The sequence below is a fragment of the Staphylococcus sp. HGB0015 genome (genome assembly GCF_000411275.1).
Classification (GTDB): domain Bacteria; phylum Bacillota; class Bacilli; order Staphylococcales; family Staphylococcaceae; genus Staphylococcus; species Staphylococcus schleiferi.
On the sequence record NZ_KE150417.1, the window covers coordinates 246309 to 259491 of the forward strand.

Below are 13183 nucleotides of genomic sequence, written 5' to 3' on the forward strand. Positions count from 1 at the left end.
ATAAGACTAAGGATTAATGGGGAATCATTTGCTTCATAAGGAAGGAAAGAACGGATTTCATACGTGTAGATTTCCAGTTTCAATCAAAATTAAAGGTTAACAAGGATAGATTATGTGTGTATAATGGTACACATTGAGAAAAGTTGAATTAAATGATAGATAAAAGACAAACAGAAAATATACTTAGAGGTGAAGAGAATGGCGATAAAGCTAACTTCGATTGACCAATTTGAGCAAGTGCTTGAACAAAACAACTATATTTTTATATTAAAGCATAGTAACACATGTCCGATTTCTGAAAATGCATTTGATCAGTTTAATAAATTTTTATATGAACGTGATATGGACGGTTATTATCTCGTTGTTCAAGAAGAAAGAGAGTTATCGGATTATATTGCTGAAAAAACAGGTATTCAGCACGAATCACCACAAGCATTTTATTTTGTAAATGGTGAGGTCAAATGGCATGATAGCCACAATAATATTAATGTATCTTCACTTGCGCAAGCTGAAGAGTAATCAATTTGTAAAAAGGAACGCTTATAGGTTATTGTAGAATCACTACAAAATGTCTATAAGCGTTCTATTCGTTTGTATTCAATTATAAGTCAACGCTATAATATGGAGTGGTTGAACAATCCATGATTATTAAAATGGACAAACAGGGAGAAAATGGAAGTTTAATCTTTCCAAAAAGCAAACCTTGTTATAGCATTTATGCCAGCAAGGCGCCTATTGTATCATAAGCCTAGCGATCATAGTACGCTAGCAGTTTGAGTAGTGAAAAAACAGTATAATCAATGATGAATCGTTTCGATTTGATATTTAAGTGATATGAGAGATAAGAGGGTGACAAAATGAAAGTTTTAGTTGCGATGGATGAATATAATGGCATTATTTCGAGTTATGATGCTAATCGCTATGTGGAAGAAGCTGTAGCGAGCCAATTAGAATCGGCAGATATCGTTCAAGTTCCATTATTTAATGGTAGAAGAGAATTGCTGAACGCAGTATTTCTATGGAAGTCTGGAACACAATATCGAATCTCTGTGCATAATGCTGAAATGCAAGCCGTTGATGTCACATACGGCCAAACAGATGATGGTTTAACAGTGATTGAAGCAAGTCAATTTTTAACAGGTCAAGCGTCACACGTCAATTTGACAAGCTATGGTCTGGGTGAAGTCATTCGACATGCGTTAGATAAAGCGGCACAACATATCGTTATTTCAGTTGGTGGCATTGGTTCCTATGATGGCGGTGCGGGTATGCTAGAAGCGTTAGGTGCACGTTTTTATGATGACGAGGGCCAACGTGTTGATATGACTAAAGGCGCACGCCAAATTAAACATGTTCGCCGTATTGATACAAGTGATTTGGATCAACGGTTACAACAATGTCGTATTCAAGTTCTGGTCGATTTTGAAAGTAAGTTATATGGTAAACAAAGTGCGATTATGAAAACTTATACAGAACAGCAAATAGAGAGAACGCAAGCTGTAGAAATTGATAATCTATTATGGTATTTGAGTGAGTTATTTAAAAACGAACATCAATTGTTGTTAGGTCCTATTGAAAGAGGCGGTGCAGGCGGAGGGATTGCTGCTACTATGGCGGCACTCTTTAATGCCGAAATCAATACAAGCCATGAACTTGTGGATCAAATTACAGGACTTGACCAATTAGTTGGACAAGCAGATTTAATCATTTTTGGTGAAGGCATAGATGAACAAGATGAAATTATCGATACATCATCATTGCGCATCGCTGAATTATGTCAAAAGCATGATAAAGTTTCTGTGGCATTGTGTGGCACTGCAGATAAATTTGAACGTTTCGAAGCTTTAGGTGTAACGGGCATGTTTAATAGCTTTATCGAAATGCCAAAGCAATTGACGGATTTCAAAATGGGGATTCAATTACGCCATAATACAATACAAGCCATCAAGTTATTGCGCACGCATTTACCACAATAAATGTGGCTTAGGATAACACCAATTTAAGTGGTTTTAATGATAACTTCTAGATTGAGACGTTTTAAATTATCTCCCTCAATGAAGAATGATTTAAAAGAGAAATACAGTCGATAAAAAAGAGTCAGAGAATACAGCTTCTCTGACTCTTTTTGACCTCTTTTGATAGTCATAAAGTTATGCTTTTTGATTTTCAGCCACTTTTTGTACGATACCAATGATGACTTGAACTGCTTTTTCCATAACATCAATCGATGCATATTCATACGGCCCATGAAAATTGTCACAGCCTGTGAAAAGATTTGGTGTAGGTAAACCCATAAATGATAATTGTGAACCATCTGTACCGCCACGGATAGGTGCAGTATTTGGCGTAATACCTAAATCTTTATAAACGGCTTTAGGAATATCTATAATATGTTGAAGTGGTGTGATTTTTTCTGCCATATTATGGTATTGGTCATGAATGACAAGGTTTACAGGATTGTAATAATACTGTTCGTTTATTTTCTCTTGAATTTCAATTAAAGTTTGTTTTCGATTTTCAAATGAAGTACGATCATGGTCTCGAATAATATATTGTGATGTCACTTTTTCAACATTACCATTCATTTGCATCAGGTGGAAGAATCCTTCGTAACCTTCTGTGTGCTCAGGAACTTCGTGAGCAGGTAGCGATTGATGAAAAGTATTCGCTAGATTTAAAGCGTTGACCATTTTATCTTTTGCAGAACCGGGATGAACATTGACGCCTTCAAAAGTAACCGTTGCTTCTGCAGCATTAAAACTTTCATATTGAAGTTCCCCTAATTGACTGCCATCCATTGTATAAGCAAAATCCGCATCAAAACGTTCAACATCAAATTGATGTGGTCCACGACCAATTTCTTCATCAGGAGTGAAGCCTACTCGGATACGACCATGTTTAATTTCTGGATGCTCTAATAGATAACGTAATGCTTCCATGATTTCCACGACGCCTGCTTTATCATCTGCACCTAATAATGAAGTGCCATCAGTCGTCATTAAAGTATGTCCTTTAACTTTAACGATGTCTGGAAAAACTTCAGGATTGATTTCACGTCCAGATGTACCTAATTTAATAATGCCACCGTCATAATTGTCGACGATTTGAGGATTGACATTTGCAGCATTAAAATCAGGAGAAGTGTCTACATGCGCTAAAAAGCCAATAGTTGACACCGGCGCTTCAATATTGGCTTCTAATGTCGCAAATAAATAGCCTTGATCATCCAAATCTGTTTGCAATCCCATCGCTGTCAATTCTTCCTCTAAAAGATGTAATAAATCCCATTGTCTTGTAGTGGAAGGTGTTGACTCACTATTTGGATCAGATTGTGTATTAATTTTAGTGTAGCGTGTAAGTCTTTCAATAATTTGTTCTTTCAAGTTGACCACTCCTTCTCTTACGTTAAATACGATTATTCATATGATATCCTTTACGATAAGTCTTACCTTTTAGTTTACCATAGTAATGCTTGATGCGTGTATAGATGTAATAGAAGATCTCAGCGCAGAGTATTCCAAAAGCAATCGCGCCTGATGTTAGTGTGACTTCTAAAAACTGGTTTACAGCGGGTGTATAGGAATTTGATACTAAGAGTCGTGTTGCCTCATAAGCTGCGCCTCCGGGTACAAGAGGAATGATACCAGGTAATATAAAAATAATGACAGGGCGTTTATAACGTCGGCTCATCGTATGGCTCATAACCGCTAATATAAAGCTTCCAAGAAAAGCAGCCATCACGATACCGTAGTTCATATCTACAGTGAATTTATAAATAGACCAACCCATTGCACCAACAAAGCCTGACGCAACTAGCAATCGCTTAGGCGCATTGAATATAACTGAAAATAGCATTGTAGAAAAAAAACTAATCATAAACTGCGCAATATAATACAAAATGACTGTCAATGCTTCCCACACCTTTCTTAAAATATGAGTAAAACAATCGCGACGCCTGCACCGATTGCAAAAGAGGTCAATGCCGCTTCGACACCTCGAGACATTCCGGCAAGCAGTTCTCCCGCCATTAAGTCACGAATGGCATTCGTAATTAAAATACCTGGGACAAGGGGCATAACACCAGCGATTGTGATAATATCCTGATTGATTGCCCAGCCGATCTTAGTAAAAAAGGCAGCAATCGTAATCACGACCATTGCACTTATAAATTCAGAGAAAAATTTAATCTGTATAAAGCGTTGTACTAAATCAAATGTTAAAAATGCCGCGCCACCTGCAATAACTGCATAAATAAAATCATGTGCGACACCGCCAAACATGAATAAGAAGAAGCCACATGCAATGGAAGCGGATATAAATTTAATAATAAACGAATACTGTAACGAAGCATGGTCTAAATGAATTAACTCCGATTTTGCTTCATCTAATGTTAAAGCATTTCGTGAGATTTTTCGTGAGATATTATTAGCCATTGCAATTTTTTCTAAATCCGTCGTACGTTCACGCACACGAACAAGACGTGTATTCGTACGATCATTTAAAGAAAAGATGATGGCTGTAGATGTGACGAAAGCATATGTATCTTCAAGTCCATAGCTTGCAGCAATTCGGCCCATTGTATCCTCAACGCGGTACGTTTCAGCACCACTTTCGAGTAGGACTTTGCCTGCAAGTAAGACAACGTCAATGACTTTATCTTCATCTATAATCGTTAATGCCTCTGCCATGACTATGCCTCCTTTTTAATAACAATCAATTGTCAGTCTACATTGGAATAAAGGGTCTTGCAATATATAATACCCATGTTTTCAAAAAATCATAAGCAAAAGCTTTATATATAGGGAATAAATAATATTTTTCATAATAGGGTCACACAAAAAATCATCTTAAAATAATTACACATTAGAAAAAAGGAGATTCATTTATGCGCTATATGCTTAGGTTTCTGAACAAGGCGTTATTGTTCTAGAATTGTTTTTTAATTTGAAATAAAGCGACTAGAAATATAGAGATCAAAAAAGACACTTGGCGTGATTGAACATGTCTTACGCGAAGTGTCTAAAATATTTTGCTTATTGTAATTTAATAATTGGATTAAACATCACTTTATTACGGCCTTCATTTTTTGCAACGTGGAGCATGTCATCTGCATCTTTAAAAACTTTTCGATGAGATTTATGTGCGTCACTATCTAAATAACCAACACCAATCGATACAGAAAGTTTAATTACCGTTTTATCAGGAAGGTGAAAATTAGACTTTTCAACTGCTTTTCGAATGTTTTCGGCGAGTTTCACACATTCATCTAAAGAATAATGACGAAGGACAATCGAAAATTCTTCACCGCCATTACGAAAAATTTTAGTCTTTTTAGGCACGTAATTTTGGAATAAGTGAGACATTTGTTTTAAAACAGCATCTCCAGCACGATGTGTATGTGCATCATTGACATCTTTGAACCCATCAATGTCTATCAGCAATAAAGCTAAACTTTGGTTATTATCATCTGCAATACGTGAGACTTCGTTGAGATGACGGTCAAATTCTTTAACATTTCCTAATCCCGTCAAATAATCCACCGTTTCTTCATTTTCGTAACGTTCGATTAAAGAGAAAAATCTTAATAAATCAACATAGAAAATCGCTGTTACTAAAGTAGCAATCACAGAAAGTGGTATTAAGTAGATGACTTCTTTAATATCATACGATGGCATGAATAATGCAATAACGGTCAAAATAATGATACTTAATACATTCAAAATTTGAATTGCAACGACATGGTTCTGTTTTAAAAATGGTCCGATAGTGCTCACAACACCTGCAATGATAATGAGTGCTATAGCATAAGTTAAAGATGTAGATAATACAAAATAGCCAACAAGCGCAATAATCATGGCTGAAATAAATGTGTAAAAGGAATTTGTATAGCGTCCTAAAAATAGTAAAGGAACAAAAGAAAGCTGAACCATATAATGTTCTATAGGTACAGGATATAATGCTAATAATAGTCCAACAATTGTCATCAATACGGTGATATAGCTTTTTGAAAATCTAAAATCGTGTGATTCTGCGTATTGGAGACGATGAAATAAATATATACCAGCAATGGTTACTGAAATATTATAGATAATAGCTTCAATCATAATTTATGACTCCTTTTCTTTACCATTAGTTATTGTAAGTGAAATGTTACATTTTGTCATTCATTTTTATAAGAGAAAATCAGAATTTTAAATGATAAAACGTCGTATTAGTATTTTTATAATAAGTTAAAAAAATTAAAATATCACAATTGTGTCAAATAGTTGTCGATTATGATGCATTGAATGATAATGAGAATAATCGTAAAAGAATATACAATGATAATGAAAAAGAAAATAATAATTTTCGCTCCTATAAATGTTATTAAAGGCATTTACATGTTAATATATGATAATATAATAAAGTGTTTGAAGCGTTTGAATGGTAGGATATATAACAGGATTGAGCGTGTAAAACCATTTTTAAATTGATTTTAATGCAAATAGTTTTATTTTAAAATAAACCGCATGAGTATTTGATTCATGCTCAAAGCGCAATCGCGCACAAGGTGACGTATGCGCTTTACAAGCGTGCGCAATTTACCGTTTGAAGTTTATAAAAGATGAATGTTGGTTCTAACTTCTAGATTGTCTTATACAAAGCATTCTAACTTTTATTTATGTTTTAGTACAGTTCATTCTTTACGTTAAACTTTCTAAAGGTAGCTCATTATAAATATGCTGTTGTTTGTCGAATATTAATAAAGAAAATTTTCATTTATTGAAGGTGAACTGATGTATACTTTAATACTCATTGGCGTTTCAATGATAGTCAGTTTGATGATTATACCGGTCGTTATCGCTGTTTCTAAAAAATTGGATATTGTTGATAAGCCTAATTTTCGTAAGATCCACACTAAGCCTATTTCAATGCTGGGAGGATCGGCGATTTTACTCTCATTTTTAATTGGTATATGGCTTGGAGAACCTATTGAAAGGGAGATTAAGCCGTTACTTCTAGGTTCAGTTGTGATTTATTTAGTGGGTTTGATTGATGATTTATATGACCTTAAACCTATTATTAAGTTAATAGGTCAAATATTAGCAGCAACTGTAGTTGTCTCTTATGGGGTGACCATAGATTTTATTTCCTTGCCTATTGGACCGACAATTCATTTTGGGTGGCTAGGTATCCCGATTACTATTTTTTGGATTGTTGCCATTACAAATGCCATTAACCTTATTGATGGTTTGGACGGCCTAGCTGCAGGGGTATCTGTCATTGCATTAGCTACGATTGCATTTATTGCCATCTTACAAGGTAATATCTTTATCATCATGATTTGTAGTGTATTAATTGGTTCACTACTCGGTTTTCTCGTATTCAATTTCCACCCTGCAAAAATATTTTTAGGGGATAGCGGGGCGTTATTGATTGGCTTTATTATTGGCTTTGTATCATTACTTGGTTTTAAAAATATTACATTTATATCCCTATTTTTCCCGATAGTCATTTTAGCTGTACCATTCATTGATACTTTATTTGCAATGATTCGTCGAGTGAAAAAAGGGCAACATATTATGCAAGCAGATAAATCGCACCTCCATCATAAACTGTTGGACTTAGGTTATACACACCGTCAAACCGTTATACTCATTTATTCCATCGCTTTCATGTTTAGTGTTGTAAGTATTATTTTATATTTATCACAACCATGGGGCGTATTCTTAATGATTATTCTGATTGTGGTTACAATTGAATTGATTGTTGAGTTTACGGGATTAATTGACGATGATTATCGACCGCTACTTAACTTAATTTCAAAGCGAAAAGAGAGCAGAAAATAGTGTAGTCTTTTCAAATTCATTTTGATGACAGAATCTTAAGGATGGATTTAGTATTAAGAAGATGAAGTGCTTTTATCGAAGCAAATATTAAAAATTTAAAGCGTAATTCAACGAAGTTCGTTTGTTCATCAACAAGTTAGAACGGGATTGGGTGTATAGCCCATTCCCGTTTTTATTTGCTTTTCATGAAAGAATATTGAGGATATATGCATCAATGATTTTTCACAAGTTATGAAAAGGTGAATCGATTTTTGAAGTCATTCGTTAATCGATATCGAAAGGCAAACGTTTAACAGGATCTTCTTCCATAGTGAACTTGCCTTGCGTATGTTGGTTTACAAATTGAATATACGCATCGTAATCTTCTTCTAACACATCAATATGATATGTAACTTGATCCGTATAATTTGTATCTCTTAATATGAAGTTGGTACTTTGAAGTTCGTGCTCAAACTTACCTGTCAGTTCATATGCAATCGACAGTCGCGTTGGAATTGCAGGCTTTAAAGTAACACGTCCAATATCTTGGATGACATCTCTCACTGCGCCACCATATGCACGAATCAGACCGCCCGTACCTAATTTAATGCCTCCAAAATAACGTGTAACAACGACCGCTGCATTATGAACCTCCAGTTTTTTTAACATTTCTAACATAGGAACTCCTGCAGTACCACTAGGTTCACCATCGTCATTTGCTTTTTGGATTAACATGGTATCCCCAATTGTATATGCTGAGCAATTGTGTGTGGCTTCACGGTGTTCTTTCTTTTTGGCCTCTATAAATGCTTTTGCTTCTGATTCATCTTGTACAGGTTTGATATGTGCAATGAATCGTGATTTATTAATTACATTTTCTATGATATGCTCATCTTTTATTGTAATGACTGAATCTGTCATAAATGTCACCCTTTATTGTTCAAATTACGTTGTCTATTATACTATATTAATAAGCTTCATATAAGGTTAGGCAAATGTTGCAATCATTTTTTGTGCTTGATGTCACACCACGATGTGTGATGATTTTTCTTGTACGCGTTAGCAGTTATCATGAATGAATCAAGCGTCTTTCATGTATTGTTAAAGCATAATAATTGATGTGCGTGAAGTGATTGTATCCACAATACCTATTGGAAACCTATGAAAACTGTTGATATAATTATAAATTGTTGTATGTTAAAACAATAGCAATATAATAAGAAATCTGATATAAAAGAAAGTATCAAGTACATATTGTAAGGATTTGTGTCTTTCGGTTGAATTAAACTGGAGGTGTAAAGGCGTGTGTAGGTTTCGTTTAAATATGCATCGCCATACTTGACAACATTCGAGTCCGAACAGCACACATTGACAATTATCGCTATCTTTTCGATTAGCGTTCATATCACTTAAATCATATCAAAGTGATTGCAAATAAAATACACGATTGTGTTTTAGCTTTTAGAGGAGGAAATAAAAATGAAGATAGCTGTGATGACTGATTCAACAAGCTATATCCCTCAGCATGTTTTAGAAAAATATAATATTCGTGTTGTACCATTGAGTATTACATTGGAAAACGGTGAGAATTATAAAGAAAATATTTCAATTTTTGCAGATGAATTTTATGATATATTAGAAAAATCAGCGACAATTCCGACGACAAGTCAACCCGCAATTGGCGAGATGATAAATGCTTATGAAGCATACAAAAATGAGGGCTATACAGATGTAATTACGGTTCATCTTTCAAGTGGTATTAGTGGTGCGTATCAAACAGCATTACAAGCAGCTGATATGGTTGAAGGTATTAACGTTCACCCAGTCGATTCAAAAATTGCATGTTTACCAGAGGGTGCACTTGTTATTCGTGCGTTAGATCTAATTGCTCAAGGTTTAGATGTACAAGAAATATTAGCCGATTTGATTGAAATGAGAGATCATACGGGTGCTTTTTTAGTTGTAGATGATTTGAAAAATTTACATAAAAGTGGCCGAATTACTGGGGCGCAAGCATGGATTGGAAACTTACTCAAAATGAAACCCGTGCTTACATTTGAAGATGGCTTAATTGTTCCTTATGAAAAAGTCCGTACTAAAAAGAAAGCGTTGAAATTAATCGAACAAAAAGCAATTGAATTAGGTGATCAATTCGATACAGCGACAGTGATGGTGATCGGTGGTAATAATAAAGAAGAATCACGTGATGTTTTTCAAAGTTTACGCGAACGTTTCCCTGAGAAAAACATTGCATTTTCTGAATTTGGTCCTGTGATTTCGTCTCATTTAGGATTAGGTGGATTTGGGATTGGTGTGACGAACCGTGATATCCGTTTACCTGAAGCAGATGAAGAAGTTGAATAAACTTATTCAAAGTATAAGGCATTTTAAAACCAAACGCTTAGTGTTGGTTTTAAGATGTCTTTATTTTTTTGTGATGTTTAAAGACGAATCCGCTTATAAAAGATGTTTCATTGCCAGTTATTTAAATTCATCGGCCTGTCATTGATTTTTGAATAGCATGAAGTTATAAAACAATGTGCAAATATTTTTGAAAGCGAGAAAGTAATTCATTGGACATAAACGTGTATACAGGTGAAAGGGGCCACTTAAATGTATCTTAACGGACAACTAATTACTGATGTAGCGCTATGTAGGGAAGTAGATATCGAAACACAAAAGAAAGGCATTGAACGAACGAAACAAGGATGGCTTTGTGCGAGATGTGCGACAACAGCGCCTGAACATTTTTATCGTTACAAGAGTCCGTACCACGATAACACAGTTGTATATTGTCGCCACTGTATTCAAATGGGGCGGATTGATAATTTAACGACGGTCTTTATAACGAAAAGTTTAATGAAGTGTACAACAGGTGTGTATCATCTCACTTTCCAGTTGTCGGAACAGCAACAATTTGCTTCTGATCGTATTGTACAAGCGGTTATGAATTTCGAAAGTTTATTAGTTCATGCTGTAACAGGTGCTGGGAAAACAGAGATGATGTTTGAAGCTATTGCACGCGCAAGACGCGCCGCCTACAATGTGGCAATCGTTTCTCCGCGACTAGATGTTGTGATTGAACTCAGTTATCGTGTTCAGCAATCATTTGAAAGCGAAGCGATTGATGTGCTACATCAAGCGAGCAAACAGCAGTATGATGCGCATTTTGTAATTTCAACTGTACACCAGCTGTATCGATTTAAAAATCATTTCCATGTGATATTTGTAGATGAAGTAGACGCTTTTCCTTTGTCGATGGATACGACTTTAATGAGCACAATTGAAAATGCCGCAAGAACACATAAAAGTTTGATTTATATGACAGCTACGCCACCTAAAAAATTAAAAGCACAGTTTGATAATGAACATACGATTACTTTACCTGCTCGTTTTCATCAAAAGCCACTTGTCGTCCCACGTTTTAAATACTTTAAAGTTCGTTTTTCCAAAGTTCAACTTTACCTTCTTAATCAAATGAAACATCAACAAAAACAGCAACGAACCACACTGATATTCTTTAGTGATATTCAACAAATGCGAAAATTTTTTGAAACGTATCGTCATCAAATAGAGCAACTGCACTTTGTGCATAGTGAAGATAGTGCGCGCATAAAGAAAGTTGAAGCCCTACGACAAAAAGCGTATTCAATTATGTTAACAACCACGATATTAGAACGTGGCTTTACAATGGCAGACTTAGATGTCTGGGTGGTTGACAGTCATCGATTTTCTGCAACAGCATTAATTCAAATTGCTGGACGTGTAGGGCGGAAAATGCAAAGCCCAGGAGGCGATGTATGTTTTTTCCATGAGGGAAGAACAACAGCGATGTTTACAGCACGACGTGAAATCAAAATGATGAATCGAATCGCGAGGCAGAGAGGGTGGATTGATGGGTGAGATGCCATTACTGTATGAAAACGTATGATGAAGAGGTGGGGATACGATCGCTTTTTTTAAAGCCAAAAATTGTATGTATAAGTTGTGACGAAGCTATCCAAGCTTGCCGTTTTAATAAAGAGGGCCGATGTCCTTATTGTTTAGGTGCCTATACATCTGGATATTGTCGTAATTGTGATCACCTCAATCTTTCTACGCAACCCTTTGAAAGGATAAACGCGATTTTTCATTATCAAGGTTTTATTAAAACGCTCTTTCACCAATATAAATTTTTACAAGATGTGGCGCTAGCAGAGATTTTTGCTTATTATATTAAAATACCAGCACATGATATTGATTTCATTGTTCCTATGCCCTCAAGTCGAGAAAATGATATCAAACGTACTTTTAATCCAGTAAAGACGATATTAGATTTTCAAAAAATCGCTTATGTTGATTGTTTAAAGATGAACGTACGACCGAAACAATATACTTTGACGCCAAGCGAACGATTTAAGGTTCAGAATCCGATTTATTTTGAACATGATGAAAGTGTGATTTGTTTAGAAAACAAGTCTATTCTACTTATTGATGATATTTACACAACGGGGCATACAGCGCATTGTGCCGCAGATGTATTATTACAACAAAAAGTCAGAAAATTAAGTATGTTAACGTTTGCGAGATAGCGTAAACATGTTAAAATATAAGTAAGGAATATATTTTAAAAAGAGGTTGAAAGGAGCGAGCACTATGATTAACTTTGAAATTCATGGAGACAACCTCACAATCACAGATGCTATCAGAAATTATATTGAGGAGAAGATTGGTAAATTAGAACGTTATTTCACTAATGTACCCAATGCAACTGCTCATGTTAAAGTTAAAACATACCAAAACTCTAGCACTAAAATTGAAGTGACAATTCCTTTGAAGAATGTTACACTTCGTGCGGAAGAACGTCACGATGATTTATATGCCGGAATCGATTTGATTAATAATAAACTTGAACGTCAAGTCCGTAAATATAAAACACGTGTAAACCGTAAAAATAGAGATCGTGGTTTTGAAGAAGACGTTTTTGTTGATGTTGAAGGTGCAGAACCAGAAGTTGAAAACGAAGCTACAGATTCTGATATCGAAATCATCCGTTCAAAAACATTTAGTTTAAAACCAATGGATTCAGAAGAAGCGGTTTTACAAATGAACTTATTAGGACATGATTTCTTCGTATTCAATGACCGAGAAACAGATGGTACAAGTATTGTATATCGTCGTAAAGATGGAAAATACGGTTTAATTGAAACTGAATAATCAATATGTCGAGTAAGAAAGCGTGAATTTCACCACTTAGGCATCGTTTTTGAGCCTATCATTATAGCGAATGGAGTTCATGACATATTGGATTGATATTTAAGAAATCTATGGTAGACCATTGCCATAGATTTCTTTTTTAGTAAAATACGCGTATGATAGTAGTGTGATAAATAACG

Annotated in this window: 12 protein-coding genes; 7 read left to right on the plus strand and 5 right to left on the minus strand. The window is 35.1% G+C overall.

From position 1 onward, the window contains the following. The first annotated feature begins 198 nt into the window (after positions 1–198). Both ytxJ and HMPREF1208_RS01180 read left to right on the plus strand, forming a co-directional pair. Positions 199–519 (plus strand): bacillithiol system redox-active protein YtxJ, encoded by a 321-nt coding sequence (ytxJ, locus tag HMPREF1208_RS01175; RefSeq protein ID WP_016424506.1) that lies wholly within the window; start codon positions 199–201, stop codon positions 517–519. 338 nt (positions 520–857) lie between these two features. Beyond that, positions 858–1976 carry a glycerate kinase gene (locus HMPREF1208_RS01180; protein ID WP_016424507.1) on the plus strand — a complete coding sequence of 373 codons (1119 nt, stop codon included), beginning with the start codon at positions 858–860 and terminating at the stop codon, positions 1974–1976. A gap of 174 nt (positions 1977–2150) precedes the next feature. On the opposite strand, the gene pepT is transcribed toward HMPREF1208_RS01180, so the two are convergent. From pepT to gdpS, 4 genes are all read right to left on the minus strand, one after another. Further along, complete coding sequence (gene pepT, locus HMPREF1208_RS01185; RefSeq protein WP_016424508.1) at positions 2151–3383, minus strand: peptidase T; 1233 nt, start codon at positions 3381–3383, stop codon at positions 2151–2153. Between the two features lie 22 nt (positions 3384–3405). Then, a complete protein-coding gene (locus HMPREF1208_RS01190) occupies positions 3406–3900 on the minus strand; it encodes a threonine/serine exporter family protein (RefSeq protein ID WP_037559194.1) in 495 nt (164 codons plus the stop codon). Positions 3901–3926: 26 nt separating this feature from the next. Then, positions 3927–4688 (minus strand): threonine/serine exporter family protein, encoded by a 762-nt coding sequence (locus HMPREF1208_RS01195; protein ID WP_016424510.1) that lies wholly within the window; start codon positions 4686–4688, stop codon positions 3927–3929. Between the two features lie 345 nt (positions 4689–5033). Continuing rightward, positions 5034–6104 carry a GGDEF domain-containing protein GdpS gene (gdpS, locus tag HMPREF1208_RS01200; protein WP_016424511.1) on the minus strand — a complete coding sequence of 357 codons (1071 nt, stop codon included), beginning with the start codon at positions 6102–6104 and terminating at the stop codon, positions 5034–5036. Positions 6105–6776: 672 nt separating this feature from the next. On the opposite strand from gdpS, the gene HMPREF1208_RS01205 reads away from it, so the two are divergent. Next, a complete protein-coding gene (locus tag HMPREF1208_RS01205; RefSeq protein WP_016424512.1) occupies positions 6777–7829 on the plus strand; it encodes a glycosyltransferase family 4 protein in 1053 nt (350 codons plus the stop codon). Positions 7830–8093: 264 nt separating this feature from the next. Here the strand turns inward: HMPREF1208_RS01205 and HMPREF1208_RS01210 are convergent, their stop codons facing one another. Next, positions 8094–8729 (minus strand): YigZ family protein, encoded by a 636-nt coding sequence (locus tag HMPREF1208_RS01210; RefSeq protein WP_016424513.1) that lies wholly within the window; start codon positions 8727–8729, stop codon positions 8094–8096. A gap of 558 nt (positions 8730–9287) precedes the next feature. Between HMPREF1208_RS01210 and fakB1 the strand changes: the two genes are divergently transcribed. The 4 genes from fakB1 to hpf all read left to right on the plus strand — a co-directional run bounded on the left by fakB1 (position 9288) and on the right by hpf (position 13004). Then, on the plus strand, positions 9288–10172 hold the full coding sequence (gene fakB1 / locus HMPREF1208_RS01215; protein ID WP_016424514.1) for a fatty acid kinase binding subunit FakB1: 885 nt from the start codon (positions 9288–9290) through the stop codon (positions 10170–10172). 249 nt (positions 10173–10421) lie between these two features. Next, positions 10422–11711, plus strand: a complete 1290-nt coding sequence (locus HMPREF1208_RS01220) for a DEAD/DEAH box helicase family protein (RefSeq protein WP_016424515.1) — start codon at positions 10422–10424, stop codon at positions 11709–11711. Beyond that, positions 11708–12379, plus strand: coding sequence for a ComF family protein (locus tag HMPREF1208_RS01225; RefSeq protein WP_016424516.1), 672 nt, complete (start codon positions 11708–11710; stop codon positions 12377–12379). The genes HMPREF1208_RS01220 and HMPREF1208_RS01225 overlap by 4 nt, the downstream gene beginning before the upstream one ends. A gap of 64 nt (positions 12380–12443) precedes the next feature. Continuing rightward, complete coding sequence (gene hpf, locus HMPREF1208_RS01230) at positions 12444–13004, plus strand: ribosome hibernation-promoting factor, HPF/YfiA family (protein ID WP_016424517.1); 561 nt, start codon at positions 12444–12446, stop codon at positions 13002–13004. The last annotated feature ends 179 nt before the right edge of the window (positions 13005–13183 follow it).

Bases quoted from the DNA above. Each gene is read 5' to 3' on its own strand.
- ytxJ (WP_016424506.1), top strand. From the start codon at position 199: ATGGCGATAAAGCTAACTTCGATTGACCAATTTGAGCAAGTGCTTGAA.
- HMPREF1208_RS01180 (WP_016424507.1), top strand. From the start codon at position 858: ATGAAAGTTTTAGTTGCGATGGATGAATATAATGGCATTATTTCGAGT.
- HMPREF1208_RS01195 (WP_016424510.1), bottom strand. From the start codon at position 4,688: ATGGCAGAGGCATTAACGATTATAGATGAAGATAAAGTCATTGACGTT.
- gdpS (WP_016424511.1), bottom strand. From the start codon at position 6,104: ATGATTGAAGCTATTATCTATAATATTTCAGTAACCATTGCTGGTATA.
- HMPREF1208_RS01205 (WP_016424512.1), top strand. From the start codon at position 6,777: ATGTATACTTTAATACTCATTGGCGTTTCAATGATAGTCAGTTTGATG.
- HMPREF1208_RS01210 (WP_016424513.1), bottom strand. From the start codon at position 8,729: ATGACAGATTCAGTCATTACAATAAAAGATGAGCATATCATAGAAAAT.
- fakB1 (WP_016424514.1), top strand. From the start codon at position 9,288: ATGAAGATAGCTGTGATGACTGATTCAACAAGCTATATCCCTCAGCAT.
- HMPREF1208_RS01220 (WP_016424515.1), top strand. From the start codon at position 10,422: ATGTATCTTAACGGACAACTAATTACTGATGTAGCGCTATGTAGGGAA.
- hpf (WP_016424517.1), top strand. From the start codon at position 12,444: ATGATTAACTTTGAAATTCATGGAGACAACCTCACAATCACAGATGCT.